The following is a 16,184-nucleotide window of genomic DNA, read 5'->3' on the forward strand; positions in this document are numbered from 1 at the left end:
GGCACGCTGGCGTACCGTCCGAGTGTCGGCCCAGTCGAAGCCCGGCCTCTGGTACCATTCTCTTTAAATAGAGAGCAAACCGACTTTAAGTCGGTTTTTTTGTATCTGCGGTTTGGTTAATCGGCACGCTGGCGTACCGTCCGAGTGTCGGCCCAGTCGAAGCCCGACCTCTGGTACCAATCTCTTTAAATAGAGAGCAAACCGACCTTGAGTCGGTTTTTTTGTATCTGCGGTTTGATTAATCGGCACGCTGGCGTACCGTCCGAGTGTCGTTCCATCGTCTTATTTACGAAACTGCCCTGGGCTAACGCCGGTCCATTTTTTGAAAGCGCGGTTAAAATTAGACGTATCCTTAAACCCAAGTTCATAGCCTATTTCAGATGTGGTTTTAGTGGTATTCAAAAGCAATTCTTTAGCAATAGTTGAGCGAGTATTATCGAGCATTTGCTGATAGGTTGTATTTGACTTCTGAAGCTCTCGGCGCAGTGTTCTTGGCGATATACACAGATAATTTGCCGCGTCTGTTAAAGAGGGATAGTTCCCAGAGCAGCTAAGAATAAGCTCATTTATTTCCCTTATTATCCCGTTTTGATCCTCTACCCTACTCAGCATTTTTTGGCATATTTGCGTTGTTGTTTTTTCAGTATCAGGATCTGCGGTTGCAAGCGGCCTGGTCAGAAAGCTAACGTCTAAAAACAACTTGGTTGTTTGCCCACCGAAAACAACGGGGTATTTCACAGTAGCCGACTCTTGATACCATTCGATGGGCTCTTCACAACCAAATTCAACTCTCTCAATAACGCTAGCTCCTTGATTGAAAGACATGAAAACATGGTCAAATGCACTCACAATGCATGACAGCATAAAGTAACGCACCTCACCAAAATCGAAGGTTTCAGCAATTTGCAATACGGCCGATTCAGCGTCTTGCGCCACGTTCAACAACCTCAAATCGTAAGATGGCGCCCGTAGTTTGAAAAAGCGGGTAAGCGTTTTTACCGCCGCGGCGCCATTTTCAGAGGCCATAATGGCATACCCAAGTAAGCCCAGAGCGGTAATATTGATGTGCTGACCGAATCGCCATCCTAAATGGGGATCGCCGGTAACATTCAGTGCATTTTTAATGAATTGACGGTGCTGGTCGAAGGTGAGTCTAAACTCATCGTCTAGAAAATGATCTTCTTGAAGCGCCAAACCTTCTAGCAACAAAGCTGGGCTAATACCTTTATTTACGAGTTCACGAAAAAGTACCCTTTGAAAATGCGTGGGGATCACCGAATCTTTAGCGTTAAGATATGTTTTGCCCATTAAAGTCTCCCAAAAGCGGCGCTAAGTGCGGTGCTTAGTGACTGTCTCTTTTGTTTGAGGACACACAACGCAGATTTGCGAAGCGTGCAGCCGAGTGGAAGGTAAACTTTAATAAGCGTGGTTGTATTTGATCCTGTGTACATATTTCCCAAGCTCGGCTTGCTCATCCGTATTTAAACTGGCACCTGACTGCTCAGATTCAAACTAGGCTTTAGAGTCGCTGTAACCTTGCTCGGTTAATAGCGATACGGCTCCTTGTTTAAATTCAGTTGTGTAACTTCTGTTTGTTCGTTTTGTCATTTACACCTCAATAATTGGACTATATTTCTTTATTGAAGTGTCCTGTTTGATTAGAGCAGATCACCTTGGTGAGCCTGTTTAAAGTAGACCAGATGTTATGACGACAGGCAAGATCTGTCTGAGTTCCGGGTTATTCCTGGATTTGGGTCGAAATCAGGCATAAAACGGCAGTATATCGGCCAAAATTGAAAACTTAGCGTCCAAAAATCAGGTGGTCAGTTCAAAACCTCGCTCAATACCTAAATTGCAGGACTTGCTCGCAGTTTCCCATAAGATAAAGCAGATCTAATTAGAGTTTTCTGCGATGATTAATGTAGGAGACGACAATGAATAAACGTAACCTTGACTTTTTATCCATTGCGACGTACGTTTCTTGTTCTAATTGCATATGGAGTTAAAGGAATATGGGTGCAATACAAACTTTCCAGTTAGTGGTTTTTTCGTCGATATCTTTTGAGCAAAGATCGCACCATACGTTTTTTATGCATAGTTCCCAATAAGACCACTTTATATGTCAATGGATGATACTCAAAAGCAAAGAATTGTTGATGGTGTCAAAGACATCGCTGGCAAAGTTGCTAGTTTAAACAATACACTTGTTGGATTTGGCATTTTCAGTATATTTGCTCTTACCAGTCCTGATGACGGATTGTTGGGGACAAATGCTAAACTGACGATTCCATTTGCTGGAGTAGTGTCACTTAAGACGTTTGTTTTTGTTGGGCCAGTAGTTCTAATTGCACTGCGTGTAGCAATATACGTAAACTTTTCTCATCTAAGGGCTCTAACACACACACTCATTGAAAACAGTATTGAGCTTCCACACAGCATAGAAATACAAAGACAACTAATACTTCGCTTTTATAACTATTTCGTTTTGTATTTTTTTACCCCTTTAGTTTTAGGCTTCTTTGCTTGGAAAGCGGCTGCGATAGATGGTTGGAATTTAGTTGCAATGGCATTTATCTTCGCTACTGCGCTGCACGTTTTTCTGGTTTATATAAGAATTCACGATAAGTACTTTGGAAAAAGACAAAAAAAAACTGATATTCAAGTGTTAATTGTAACTAGTGCAATAGCTTGTATCGTTTGTTTTTTAACAATTAATAATTGGTCAGAGTATCGGCGTCCTTTCAATCTACCTAGAAGTGATTTATCGAATTTATTTTTAATTCAACAAAACTTTTCAAAAGCGGATCTAACATACGCAAAACTTGACGATTCAAACCTTGGTGGAGCGAGTTTTGATGGGGCGAGTATTTCATATGCAAGCTTCAAAAATTCACACTTAAATTCCTCTTCATTTAAACAGCTTAATGCTTTTCTAGCAAACTTTTCAGACAGCCGGCTAATTGGAGCTGATTTATCTTCATCCTACTTTTCGCAAGTCAATTTTAGTGGCACTGATTTAAGTCGCGTAAAATTTGTTGGATCTGACCTTTCTGGTTCCTCTTTTGTTAACTCAAATTTGCAGCGGGCTGACTTTAAAGGGGCGAGCTTATTTTTAGCTAACCTGAGAGGTGCTGATTTGCGATACGCACTAAATTTAACTTGTGGAATATTAGTTCAAGCACAGGATACAACTGATATAAAAATTGACGAAAGTCTCAATTGTAATCTTAATTGATAAAAATTTGTGAAAGGAAGATGGTATGAAAAAAATAAAGTATGTCCTTATAACGTTAATAGCAATTGTGGCTTCTTTATTGCTATTTTTAGGTCAAGATCCCAAATCTAATATATCAAAAGAAGTTGATACCGCACCCACGCTCATTCCCTTGACTGTGGGCTATAGTCGCTTACGAATTAGCTTGCCAGTGTTCGTTGCCAAAGAACTCGGTATTTTTGAAAGAAACGGATTAGACGTGTCAATGGTCATGTACGATACAGCGCAACCTTTGATGCAAGCATTAGTGGAAAGACAAGTTGACGTAGCAGGATACACTGCACTCCCAATAACTTACAATGCAATTCTTCGAAGTGGTACTTCACTGATTTTCATCACCACAATGATCGAAGATAAAGACCACCGTATTAGTTATCTTCTAAAGCCTGTATCTAGCGACAAAGATAATGAAATATCCTCAATCCAAGACTTAAAAGGTAAGACTATTGGTATATTGCCAACTGTTGCTTATAAAGCTTGGATAGAAGAGATAGTTAGAAAAAATGGACTTGATCCAGACAAAGATCTTCAACTAAGGCCATTGGCACCCGCCCAACAAGCATTTAATCTGCAAAACGGAACAGTCGACGCCTTATTTACTAACGACCCTGCCGCAACTTCTGCGATTAAGGCTGGAATTGCTGAGCTAGTGAATGAGGAAATAGTTGAGGTTCCTTACTATATCGAAGACCCGTTTCCTTTTGGTAGTTTCAATGTTACGAAAATATGGGCTGATGAGAATCCTGAGATATATAAAAAACTGGTAGCTTCGCTCAACGAAGCAGTTGATTACGTAAATGACTATCCGTCTGAAGCTAAAGAGACCATGAAGAAATATTTACCACCAGTTTTCGCTGATGATGTACTTTCATATCCAAATGCCAGATATCTAAAAACTTCGGATTCCACTGAAGAAGTATTTCAAAATATTGCCAATAAATATTTCGAAATGAAGATTATTCCATCAACAATTGATCTTTCTGGTTTCATTGAAAGTGGACAGGTTAGTAATGAGTGATCTATCAATCAACGAAATTTCTTTCGCATATGGGCCGCAAGATGCAGTTTTCAAAGAAGTTTCACTCACGGTTGAGCGTGGTAGTGTTCTAGGAATTGTTGGACCTAATGGTGCTGGAAAATCCACATTATTGAAAACTGTATACAAAGAACTAAGTAAAGAAAAGAGTTTAAAGGACTTGCCGACAATTACGTATATTCCACAACATTACAACTCTAGTTGGTTCGAATGGTGCTCGTTACTATCTAATATTTGCATTGTTCAAGATGACCCGATTAGAAACTGGTTTAAAAATCGAAAGAGAATTAATCAGCTTAAGGAAGAAATCGGCATTGAAGTTGATTTGAGAAAAAAGCCAAGTGATTGTAGTGGCGGTCAGCTACAACAGGTCGCGATACTTAGGGCTTTATCAAAGGAGCCCGACGTAATTTTGGGAGATGAGCCATTTTCTGCTTTAGATTACCAAGTTAAGAATAAGCTAATAAGTAGTTTTTCCAAATATTTACAGAGTAACAATTTAACAAGCTTACTTGTTCTTCACGATATTGAAGATGTTCTATCAATGTGTGACAACGTAATTTTAATTCATGGAAAACCGTTCTCCTCTTTCACAAATCTTGATGGTTATTTTTCCGCTGAATTTATGGAAAACAAACAAAAAAAAGAAAGTGACTCATTCGATTCAAGAGATTTAGCGAGTGTTTTCAAGTCAGTTTTATCTACCGGTGGTTAAAAACAAATGTCGACCATATCTCTAAAAAAAATCTGTATGAAAACAGCAGTAACATTGGGAGGCTTTTTACTGTTCTTGACGATTTGGTTTGCTTTTGCCGAATTTGCAGTGCTGGGGAAAACAATTTTGGCATCGCCGCTAGAAGTTTATACCGTTATGTTTAAGACGCCTTACGACGATCAAAATATTTATAATCATGTATATCAGACGTTGTCTGAAGCACTACATGGTTTATTAATTTCAGTTTTGATTGGGACTCTAGTTGGTTTCCTATTTGGTTTAAATCGTCACATTAGTTCAATTTTAGAGCCTATATTAGAGATTATCAGAGCCGTTCCGCCTGTCGCCCTGTTTCATTTATTTTTAGCTGGTTTCAATAACTCCGTCGAAGCCTACACATGGATTATAGTATATGGCTGTACTCCAATAGTGATAATTGCGGTAAGCCGAAGAGTTCTTGAAGCAGTAAAACTTAGAGCTGATCTTCAACTATACTATCCATTGCCAATAGGAATCAGGTGTATTACGGTTTTTATGGACACACTCCCTGGAATTCTTTTGGGCTCAAGAATAGCTCTATCTATAGCTATTGTAGTATCGGTTGTTTCGGAGATGATCGTTGCACCTAATCGAAGTTTATCTCTAGGTAATGAACTTGTAAATGCGTCAATGACGTTCGATACACCAACGTACTATGCATTAATATTCATGATTGGAATTTTTGGCTATATTGCGAACTTTATTCTCGTTAAGCTGGAAGCATTTATTGGTTTTCGTTAGTTTGACTGCATACAATGAATGGAAAAGTATTTAATTTTGCAATTTACACATGTTTCCGCGTTACTGATTCTGAGCCGAGCGCAACGTTCATATACACCTCAACATTTTATGTATTTATCCTGCGCATGTTATCACCACTTTACTAATCCAAAATTATGATGTGAGCAACAGCTTTCTGTCGAGCTTGTAAGCTTGCGTCCAAGTTGGAAAATTAGGTGGCCATGCAAAGAATTTGCAAAGTGTCTTTTTACATTTATAACCTATTGATTAAATCAAACTAAAATAGCCGCAAGCTTTTCAAAATCCGTTGCCAGCAATGGCGTGGCGGTTCAAGTCCGCCCACTGGTACCATCTCTTTTCTTACCAATGAAAGAGATAACAATAAACCGACGAAAGTCGGTTTTTTGTGTCTGGTGATTGATAAAGCCGCCACGAAGGCGTGGCGTCCGAGTGTCGGCCCAGCCAAAGTCCGCCCACTGGTACCATCTCTTTTCATTACCAATGAAAGAGATAACAATAAACCGACGAAAGTCGGTTTTTTTGTGTCTGGTGATTGATAAAGCCGCCACGAAGGCGTGGCGTCCGAGTGTCAGCCCAGCCAAAGTCCGCCCACTGGGGCCATCTCTTTTCATTACCAATGAAAGAGATAACAATAATCCGACGTAAAGTCGGTTTTTTGTCTACAGTGACTAATGCATTTCACCCCGATTTTTCTGACAGAAATTCCAAGTTAACTAACATTTTCTCGGCCAATCGCTGAAATTCCCACAACTCTTCTTGAGTTAAGCCTTCACTCAACTGTTCTAAAATATAGCGATCAATTTCTGTAACACGCTGGTAAAGGGCCCATCCTGTGTCAGTGCAAATTATTAATTGGCTGCGTTTGTCATTGGGATTAGGCTTTTTAGTTACTAATCCTTCATCCGTTAACGTGTTTAACAACCGAGTGACCTGGGCTTTATCACGCATCAAATCCACAGAAATTTGATTGGCCGTTATCTCGTTCTTTGCCCCTATTAGTTTCAAAACTTGCACATGCATGGGGCTTAAACACTCAACTTTCTTGGTATCTTCGACCTTGGGTTTTGCACTTTTTTTCAATGCCATGACAAGTTTAAAAATCATTTCAACGGGATTTAGTTCTGACAAAAGAACTCCTACCTAAGTGGCTGACATTGCCAATCATAGTAAATACTAGTTGACAATGTCAACTTATTTGAAATATAGTTGATTTTATCAACAATATGTCAATTTATCTAATACAGCAACAATGTTAAAGGAGCTAATAAGTGAAACCCAACTTTAATGGCGAAACACCTGTTATTTATAAGGTGGCCGCAATCCTTTCGATTATTAGCGTAATGGCGGGAACATTAACCTGCATCATGACATTGGTTAACTTAGGTTATGGACCCCATTTTATAAAAAACTGGTTAAGTTCTTTTGCCTTAGCGGTATGCATTTTAGTACCTGCTGGCTACTTGGTAATGTCTATCGTGAACTTGCTGGTGGAACGCCTTTTCTCTGCACTTCCCCCCCTTAAAAAGAACATCTTAGCCGGGGTGTTTATGGCTATTGTTATGGAGTCAATTATGGCGGTAAGCACAGCGGCCAATACCATTGGATTTACTGATTTAAATGTATTTTTTCAAGCCGTTTTTGATGGTTTTATTACCGCTCTTCCCGTAGGTCTTGTACTTAGCTTAGTGATGACCCTGACCATAATACCCAAACTTGAACAATTTATGGCTAGTTAGCCAAACAGAAGCTTAAAAGACGATGAACATTTTAATTGCGGGTGGCCACACTGGCATTGGACTGGAATTAACCAAGATACTGCTTGAGCAAGGTCACAAACTTGGACTGGTCGTAAGAAATCAGAATAGAGCCGATGCACTAGAAAAAGAAATAGATACAACAGATATCGATTTTTTTTATGCTGATTTAAGTAAGCATCAAGATGTCGTTTCAGTGGCTGAACAAGTTACTACCCAATGGCAGACTATTGATGGTTTGTTTAATAACGCAGGTGTGATGCTTGACGATACATATTTTTCAGACAGTAACAATGAAATGCACTATGAGGTGAATGTATTGGCACCTTATAAATTGGCAACCTTATTAGCCGAAAAGCTAGAGGGTGGATTTATTGTTAATACTGCAACAGGTGGTCTACACAATCAGTCAATCCTCAAGGTTGATACCTTGTTGGCTCCAACCAAGTTCGTAAAACTAATGGGTGCGTATTACCAGTCGAAACTTGCGCTCACTCTGTTAATAAATGATTTCGCAAAATCACATTCAAACACTCTGATTTTGAACGTTGATCCTGGTTTATTGAAAACCAAAATGTCAGGCAATAAGGAATCAATGCCTTTGTTCATGAAACCAATTGTAAAACTCTTTTTTAAACCTCCTGCCGACGGTGCTAAGAAGTTATTGAATGCAGCTTTTAATGAACAGTTTAAAGATAAAAGTGGTGTTTATATAACAGGCAATAAGGTGAAGCGGATGAAAGTCGAATTAACCAATGAATTGAAGGATAAGTTGCTCGCAGCAATGAAATAGAGGTTCCAAAGCCAATACACAACAGTCCGAGCTCACAGACAATCTGTGGGCTTTCTGATCCAAAGCGGACCATAGCAAAGAGCGTATACGCAATGACTTGAATCAGCCCAAACCCATTAATTATTTATCATTTTATAGGAGTTAATTATGTCAAAAGTAAAAACCGTACTTTCCTGGGTACCATTGGTTCTGTTAGGTTTGCCAATGATAGCCGCTGGCGGCGCCAAACTTGCTGGTGTACCAGACCTTCACGCCAGTTTTTCTCAAATGGGATTGCCTGGTTGGTTTGGTTATTTTATCGGCGCCTGTGAACTAGCAGCTGGTATTGCTATGTTTATTCCTAGGTTAACAGCCCTAGCAGCGACAGGCCTGATCCCGATCATGATTGGAGCAGCCTATTTTCATCTTTTCTATGCGGTACCCTCGCCGGCTCCAGCCATAGTCTTTATCGCACTATGTATTTACGCGATTGTGTTACGCAGAAAAGACGCCACTTGGTATCCAATTTGATGGTAATTTTTGAATCACTAACGGAGCGATAGTAAGCCCGCCAACTGGTACCAAATATTTAAACCAACTTTTTAGTTGGTTTTTTGCGTCTGGTGGTTAGTCCTCTGATGACAATGTACTCTCACCCCTTAATTCTCGCCGTAATCCAACTGAAACATAAACAGTATAGCTTTATAGAATTCGAGTCATTGTGTGTGAATCTATTCTATTCACAAAACAGAGCAAAGCGAGTTGATATAGTTTTCTATGAAAAAACTGAAACGCTATCAATACGAGCGATACGCCATTCTTTGCCAACTCTCCTACCCCGACGCTGAAGCGCACTACCGCCAAGTATTAAAACCCTTTCACGAACGTCACTTAGTCGATAAATATGGCCGGATGAGCGTCAGGATCTTATGGGTAGATAACAAAAAAGAAGCCATTGTGGTATTTAGGGGTTCACTAGGACTAAAAGACTGGCTCGCAAATTTGGTATTCCTGCCAACTAAAATCCAACAAGTCGATAAAAAGTTCTATGTACACTGGGGCTTTAGTCGACTACTTCATCAACCCATGTATTCAAGCACGAAGACGATTGAAGAGGCGCTGCCATTGCAAGAACTTTTGGTTAAAGTACTAGAACCTCTGCAAAATCAAGGTAAGCGTTTTACGTTTATAGGCCACTCTTCAGGAGGCGCAGTAGCCGTACTGATGGCCGATTATTTTGAAAGAAAAAATGCTAAAGCCGTTAAACGAGTAGTGACTTTTGGCCAACCCGCAGTGGGCAGTCGTTCATGGTACAAAAACTATCTATTACACCACAAAACATACCGCATTTGCTGTGACTTAGACGTTGTAACGTTTATGCCTCCCTTCCCTTTTTACTTTTGGCATGTGGGTAAAATGCTATGGCTGCATGACGATCAAATCTATGAAAACACGCCTACGCATAAGCGTTTTTTTAAATCTTTAAGTAGCTGGCTATTAAGACCTATTACCTACCATTACATGAGAAAATACATTAGAAATAAATCGTTGTTCGATGAACATTAGTGTGTGCTCATGCTAAAGGTTTTTTTAAATGTGAAGGCCGAATTTAAAAAAATAAAAAACCGACTTAACGTCGGTTTTTTATTTAAAGTGTGCCGACATTACTATCGAACACCGTCATGGTACAAAGTAAAACTCAACACATACAAACTGCCTACAAACTGTCTAAATCGAAAACGCCCTTTTCAGCAAGCGCTTCATTGACTGGCTTAACATTTTCTCGAAATAGAATTTCTAGCTGCAGTTTGTACTGCTGCCACCTAGCCTCTAAATCGTCTAAACGTTGCACTGCCCCAGCTTGCGCTGGCGCGCCGGTTCTATCGAAGTTATCCATTAAAAAGCGAACTTGTCGGTCGAGCATATTTGGCCAGTTTATGTCATCTTCAAAGGTTTGGTGTTTAGGTTGGATCACCAATGCCTCCCAATCATCAATAGCACTGACAATACGGTCAATTGAAGCTGACACTTCGCTGGCTAGTACCACATTCGACTCAGTTACCCCATTTAGCGTTTCACGCACGTTACGGGCTTTTTGCAAATGTTCAAATAGCTCATTTAATAAGTTTTCACTGGCCTGAATGCTTTGCTCAACAATTTGTAATTGGGCGGCATCAGCTTCTTCCCTTGGGTCTGGCAGTACTTTAAACGGTCGGGTCTGAGACTGCTCGCCTACAGTGATAGTTGCTTTATAGTCGCCAGGCATTACTCTGGCGCCATTCCAACCGCCAAATAACTTCACATTATCAATACAGTTCAAAGGTGAGCGTCGTAAATCCCATACAAACTCGTTATAACCTTCTTTTGTTGAAGGGTGTTTAAACTTCAGCGGGCTACGTGCGTCTTCGTTACCCTTGGCGCACTTTTCAAACGCATCTGCGGTTGACGATAACGTACGCACGAGTTGATTTTTCGAATCAAAAATATCGATACGAAGACTTTCACTCTCTTCAAGCTCATCTTTTAGGTAGTAACGGAACCTTGCTCCGCGAGGAGGGTTTTTCGCTTCTGGTTGGCCGCTCATATTGCCGCCAGACAACAAGCGCACACCGTCGACAGGGCTAAATTGAAACAGAGCTTCATTGTGTAATGAACCACTGACTTCACGCAGCGGGTTTATGTTGTCCAAAATCCAAAAGCCACGACCTTGAGTTGCCACAACTAAGTCATCACCTTTTACCTGCATATCAGTTATTGCAACAGGCGGCAAATTAAGTGCCATTTCTTGCCAGTTTTTACCATCGTCAAAACTAACAAACATACCGCTTTCAGTACCCGCGAACAGCATACCTTCGTGCTTTTTATCTTCACGTACCACGCGAACAAACGCATCTTCAGGCAAGCCTTTATCTATGCGAGTCCAGCGTTTTCCGTAGTTTTCTGTTTTATAAATATAGGGCTGATAGTCATTCAGTTTATAGCCAGTTACCGCTACATAGGCTTTACCCTCAGCGTGAACGCTTAGCTCAATAGCATTAACCTGTGCTTCTTTTTTATGAGGCGTAATGTCTTTCCAGTTTTTGCCTTCATCTTTGGTTAAATGTAACTTGCCATCATCTGCACCTACCCATAGTTCACCTGCATTTGCTGGCGATTCAGCAATATAGAAAACCGTATTGTAATATTCAGCACCGGCTTGCTCGTTGGTGATAGGTCCGCCGTTTAAGCCCTGCTTTTCTACCTCGTTACGGGTTAAATCTGGGCTTATCTCTTGCCAGTTAACACCTCTGTCGGTGGTTTTTAATATCATCTGCGTACCGTAGTACACTGTTTTCGGGTCGTGCAGCGACACCAATACCGGCGCATTCCAATTAGTACGGTATTTCTGATCTCGCGCATTTCGCCCAAATACGTATTCAGGATAAGGCATGATAGGGCGAGTAAGCCCTGTGTCTTTGTTGAATTCAGTTAATGTGCCATTAATAGTGGTGGCGTAAATCAGCGTAGGATTGTCGGCATCAAAGGCGATATGTGCGCTTTCACCACCGCCTACGGCGAATTGCTCCGCGATTCCAATGCCCCCATCATAGGTAGAAGAAGGGGTCGCCATTGTGGTGTTATCTTGCTGGCCGCCATAGACATGGTAGGGTTCAAGGTTATCGGTAACTACGCGATAAAACTGCGCAGTGGGTTGGTTATAAATACTCGACCACGACTTTCCACCATCAAACGTTACGGTTGCGCCACCGTCGTTGGCATTTATCATATTCAGGCTGTTTTCAGGGTTTATCCACATATCGTGGGTATCACCGTGTGGCAATGATTTAATCTCAAAGGTTTTGCCGCCATCGATAGATTTATGCAGCTGTACATTCATCACATACAGGGTGTTTTCGTCGTTAGGGTCAACCTTAATATGATTGTAATACCAGGCTCTGGCTTTAAGAATATTATCGCCATTCATTAGCTGCCAAGACGCGCCAGCATCATCGCTGCGGTACAAGCCACCTTTGTCAGCTTCAATAATCGCGTAAACGCGCTTCGGGTTAGAGGCAGAAATATCTATTCCCACCTTACCCATAAGCTTAGGCAAGTTTTTTTCTAGTTTATCCCAAGTCTCACCACCGTCGGTGGACTTATAAATACCGCCGCCGTCGCCGCCTGATTTTACGAACCATGGTGTTCTTCCGTGGTGCCACATGCTGGCGTACAACACTCTTGGGTTCGACGGGTCTAGTGCTAAATCTGCTGCACCCGTGTCGGCATTAACGTTAAGTACGTGCTTCCAGTTTTTACCACCATCGGTAGTTTTAAACACACCGCGCGCTTCATTTGGCGCCCAAATATTACCTTGAACAGCCGCCCACGCGATATCTGGATTGGTGGGGTGAATGCGAATTTTAGGAATTTGACCGCGGTTTTTTAAACCGACTAGCTCCCATGTTTCACCCGCATCGGTAGACTTATATACACCTTTACCATGGCTGGTAGTTACACCGCGAATAGGACCTTCTCCGGTGCCCACATAAATAACGTTGTGATCTGAGGGGGCTACAGCAATTGCTCCAATACTACCTACTTCAAAGTGCTTGTCAGACAACGGTTTCCAAGACAAACCGGCGTTATCTGTTTTCCACACGCCACCACCTGCGGCCCCCATGTAATAAAGGTTGGGGTTACCATCAACGCCTGAAACGGCAACAGAGCGACCGCCACGAAAAGGGCCAATATTACGATATTCCATTTTGTCGAAAAGCTTGGGATTAACGGTATCTTTTAACGCAAATGCCGGAAACGAGAGACTAACCAGCGCGCTAATAGACACAACTAAAGCCGCTAATGTTCGCCGTAATATCATTGTTAAAAGCCTTATTGTATTTAGTTTTTTAGGAAGGTTTGGTGCTTAATGTTTATATAGTGCAACGTATTTAGCCTTCAGGTGAAGACGTAAATGTTTAATGTATATCTATTTTATACCACTTTCTTACGTACAGAATAAAGCGGTAAAGAAGAGAACTGTTATGATAAGTCACACAAGGTTGCAATGCCGACAGCATTCTTTCCTTTATGCTTGGCGCTATACAATGCTTCATCTGCGCTCGATAGCATTTGGTTCGACAAATCGGTCATCGTTAGCCGGTCTGGGGTAACACTGACTATGCCAAATGAACAAGATGCACTAAATGAATAGTCGTCCTTCCCGAAATCTGTTTTTGCAATGCGCTCACGAATTCGCTCGACCGTAGTAGGCGCATAATTCTCACCTTGTTTGCTGGCAAACAAAATAACGAACTCATCCCCTCCCAACCGCGCGATGCAATCAGACTGGCGAATATTTTCTTTTATAATAGTAGTGATTTGGGAGAGCAATGCATCACCATTAGCATGCCCGTATTGATCGTTGATGTTTTTAAAGTCATCTACATCAAATACGCATACCGATAACCAGCTCAACTCTCCACGTCGCATTAGGTTCACAGCTTCAGTTAAACGTATCTCCAAATAGCTACGTGAGAATGCTTGGGTTAAATGGTCATACATAAGCCGGTTACTCAGCAACCGCCTTTCTTCATAAAGATCATCTATATGTAAAACCAACACCCACGCAATACATGAAGTAACCGAAAATGAGCCTATCCAACTCAACGGAGGTAAATCAACCACCTGAATACCGGTGAACGTATCACAAAGGCCTGTAATCACCCACACGACATTTGCCACCAACAACAATAAAACCGTGTTCGTATTGCTATTTTCTTGCCTAATGCGTTGTCGATTAAACACTCTCACGAGTATAAAAATACAATAGGCGGCGAGTACTAATATCCATGCCCCCCACAACTGGAATAAAGCCCCATATTCTAAGCCTGTGTAGTACTGAGATGTTGAGTAGAAAGCATTACTAAGAAAGTACTGGTTAGGCACCATGGTCAACAAGGAAAAGACACCACAAATTACGTAGCACCACTTTAGAAAGGTTGGCACTTTGTATTGAAAAAAAGCAATGTAAAAATGCAGACTCAACACTATGGTAAACATAGCCGCGATAACGGTTATTCGGTTAGAAATACTGAGATAAGTAAGGTTATCGCTTGAGTTAACGAGTACCGCAAAGGCACCAAAAAAAATGCCACTGGTTAACGCTGAAAGCGCGAAAATCAGGTAATACTTCACGGACTCTTCATGGCGGGAAATCAAGCGATAATATAGAAGCAAAAAGAAAAAGCTTAAGAGCAAGCAGATACTGGCAGTAATAAACAAAGGGATAGAAGATGCTTGAACCATACTACTTGCCCATCTCCCCAACTCCCTTTAGTTATGTGCCTTCTGTAAGCGTCTTAGCGTAGAAATGCTCAAACAGAAGGCAACACTAATTCAGCTTTTACGCTCATATGTTAAGTGTATGTTAGCGCAAAAGCACTCTGCTCACTTGCTCTTAGTATAACGAACTTTGTCAATCTTGTAACGATGGAGGGTTTATTTTACGCTGCCCCGGTGGGTAGAAAGCCTTACATTTTGGATAAACCTATCATCAACAATAATAATAAGGGTAGCGCCCTAAAGCGCCGCCTTCCATGCCTTTTCAGGAAGTAAATATAACCCACTTTGGTGAGTGCTACCTTCCCCTACAATATGCCCAACACCTGCAGCCATTACAGCCAAGGTAACGTCAAAAGCATTCAAGCTATCACCATAGCCCGCAGTAAGGTTAAACATAGAGCCATCAGCCAGTAAGAATAGGGTTTTACCATTTAAGGTATAAGCATTCACGTAAGGCATGGGTTCGCAGTGGTTGGCATGTGCTTTAAGATATGGCACATCGATTTCTTGCGCCACATGCCCAACATTCAATATAAAGGTGCCTTCTTTCATCGCATCCAAATGCTTTGCACTTACCACACCGTAACCGCCAGTGGCAGTGGCAATAACATCGGCATCTTTTACCGCGCAGCCCAAATCAACTACCGGCCAACCATCATATTTAGCTTGCAGCGCGCGAGCAGGATCGAGTTCTGCTACTTGCACTTGTGCACCAAAAGCCTTTGCAGATGCCGCCACGCCCTGCCCCACTAAACCATAACCTATGACGACTACTACTTTTTCATGCAGGGTAAGATGTGTGGTTTGGAAAAACGTTTGCCAAGCACTTAAACCCACCATATGACGATTGTGTAAGCCTTCTTTAACGGGCAAATCATCCCAGTTAAAAATAGGATATTCAGGCTGCATACCGTTTAACCGCGTAATACCTGAACCTGTGGCCTCTAAACCAGCCACAATGTTCGGGACCTTCGCGTTTGCTTGCACTTTTTCATGTAAGCGCGTGGTTAAATCGGCCCCCATTTCACACAAATGAGTGGGTTTCCAAGCCAAGGCTTTGTCAAAAGAGTCTGACCAATCGGCGTTACTCATGTCTCGCCATGCATGAGCCGCAGCCCCTTTATCTACCAGATACTTTACCACATCATCTTGAACGGTAGTGGGGTTACAGGTTGTTAGAAAAACCTCACACCCACGAGATAATAACCCTTCAACCAATGGAGCCATCTTTAAATCTAAGTGCATATTACAGGCTAGCCTAATGCCGTCTAAGCTTGGAAGAGAGGAAATAGCTTCACGAGTGCGCGGCATATGTAAACTGGCCCATGAAAGCTCAGCTTGAAAATCTTGGTACATAGAAAAGTCTTAGTGTCGAAAAGGAGAAGGCACTATAGTACGCCACAATATCTTCGCCCTACAACTATCAATGCAGAACAAAACTAGCTAATCAAGGTATTGATATATAAAGATAGTTTTATATAGTTATGCTGCGCGCTGAGTTAACGACGCTT

At 41.5% G+C, this 16,184-nt stretch carries 14 protein-coding genes; 8 read left to right on the forward strand and 6 right to left on the reverse strand.

All coding sequences use genetic code 11. The features are described from left to right. Positions 1–282: 282 nt before the first annotated feature. Entirely contained in the window at positions 283–1,308 is a 1,026-nt protein-coding gene (locus KYS23_RS06345; RefSeq protein ID WP_218418228.1) for an AraC family transcriptional regulator, read from the reverse strand. An 811-nt stretch (positions 1,309–2,119) separates the two neighbouring features. On the opposite strand from KYS23_RS06345, the gene KYS23_RS06350 reads away from it, so the two are divergent. The 4 genes from KYS23_RS06350 to KYS23_RS06365 are packed head-to-tail and all read left to right on the forward strand — an operon-like array spanning position 2,120 to position 5,805. Continuing rightward, positions 2,120–3,235: a pentapeptide repeat-containing protein gene (locus KYS23_RS06350; RefSeq protein WP_218418229.1), complete on the forward strand. Its 1,116-nt coding sequence runs from the start codon at positions 2,120–2,122 to the stop codon at positions 3,233–3,235. Positions 3,236–3,260: 25 nt separating this feature from the next. Beyond that, positions 3,261–4,292 (forward strand): ABC transporter substrate-binding protein, encoded by a 1,032-nt coding sequence (locus KYS23_RS06355; RefSeq protein ID WP_218418230.1) that lies wholly within the window; start codon positions 3,261–3,263, stop codon positions 4,290–4,292. After that, complete coding sequence (locus KYS23_RS06360) at positions 4,285–5,025, forward strand: ATP-binding cassette domain-containing protein (protein WP_218418231.1); 741 nt, start codon at positions 4,285–4,287, stop codon at positions 5,023–5,025. The genes KYS23_RS06355 and KYS23_RS06360 overlap by 8 nt, the downstream gene beginning before the upstream one ends. A 36-nt stretch (positions 5,026–5,061) precedes the next feature. Further along, positions 5,062–5,805, forward strand: coding sequence for an ABC transporter permease (locus tag KYS23_RS06365; RefSeq protein WP_218418232.1), 744 nt, complete (start codon positions 5,062–5,064; stop codon positions 5,803–5,805). A 329-nt stretch (positions 5,806–6,134) separates the two neighbouring features. Here KYS23_RS06365 and KYS23_RS06370 read toward each other — a convergent pair whose 3' ends face one another. Both KYS23_RS06370 and KYS23_RS06375 read right to left on the reverse strand, forming a co-directional pair. Then, a complete protein-coding gene (locus KYS23_RS06370; RefSeq protein ID WP_218418233.1) occupies positions 6,135–6,374 on the reverse strand; it encodes a hypothetical protein in 240 nt (79 codons plus the stop codon). Positions 6,375–6,504: 130 nt separating this feature from the next. Beyond that, positions 6,505–6,954: a MarR family winged helix-turn-helix transcriptional regulator gene (locus KYS23_RS06375; protein ID WP_159533032.1), complete on the reverse strand. Its 450-nt coding sequence runs from the start codon at positions 6,952–6,954 to the stop codon at positions 6,505–6,507. 140 nt (positions 6,955–7,094) lie between these two features. Here KYS23_RS06375 and KYS23_RS06380 point away from each other — a divergent pair, with 140 nt between their 5' ends. From KYS23_RS06380 to KYS23_RS06395, 4 genes are all read left to right on the forward strand, one after another. Continuing rightward, positions 7,095–7,562 carry a DUF2798 domain-containing protein gene (locus KYS23_RS06380; RefSeq protein ID WP_218418234.1) on the forward strand — a complete coding sequence of 156 codons (468 nt, stop codon included), beginning with the start codon at positions 7,095–7,097 and terminating at the stop codon, positions 7,560–7,562. A 22-nt stretch (positions 7,563–7,584) separates the two neighbouring features. After that, positions 7,585–8,373: an SDR family NAD(P)-dependent oxidoreductase gene (locus KYS23_RS06385; protein WP_218418235.1), complete on the forward strand. Its 789-nt coding sequence runs from the start codon at positions 7,585–7,587 to the stop codon at positions 8,371–8,373. 147 nt (positions 8,374–8,520) lie between these two features. Then, complete coding sequence (locus KYS23_RS06390) at positions 8,521–8,883, forward strand: DoxX family protein (protein WP_159533038.1); 363 nt, start codon at positions 8,521–8,523, stop codon at positions 8,881–8,883. 246 nt (positions 8,884–9,129) lie between these two features. Then, a complete protein-coding gene (locus tag KYS23_RS06395; protein WP_159533040.1) occupies positions 9,130–9,918 on the forward strand; it encodes a lipase family protein in 789 nt (262 codons plus the stop codon). 151 nt (positions 9,919–10,069) lie between these two features. Here KYS23_RS06395 and KYS23_RS06400 read toward each other — a convergent pair whose 3' ends face one another. The 3 genes from KYS23_RS06400 to KYS23_RS06410 all read right to left on the reverse strand — a co-directional run bounded on the left by KYS23_RS06400 (position 10,070) and on the right by KYS23_RS06410 (position 16,029). After that, positions 10,070–13,210: a WD40/YVTN/BNR-like repeat-containing protein gene (locus KYS23_RS06400; protein ID WP_159533042.1), complete on the reverse strand. Its 3,141-nt coding sequence runs from the start codon at positions 13,208–13,210 to the stop codon at positions 10,070–10,072. Between the two features lie 161 nt (positions 13,211–13,371). Then, a complete protein-coding gene (locus tag KYS23_RS06405) occupies positions 13,372–14,637 on the reverse strand; it encodes a GGDEF domain-containing protein (RefSeq protein ID WP_218397720.1) in 1,266 nt (421 codons plus the stop codon). Positions 14,638–14,910: 273 nt separating this feature from the next. Next, positions 14,911–16,029 (reverse strand): adenosylhomocysteinase, encoded by a 1,119-nt coding sequence (locus KYS23_RS06410; protein WP_159533046.1) that lies wholly within the window; start codon positions 16,027–16,029, stop codon positions 14,911–14,913. Positions 16,030–16,184 lie beyond the last annotated feature (155 nt).

Source organism: Alteromonas lipotrueae (genome assembly GCF_019249255.1).
Lineage (GTDB): Bacteria > Pseudomonadota > Gammaproteobacteria > Enterobacterales > Alteromonadaceae > Alteromonas > Alteromonas lipotrueae.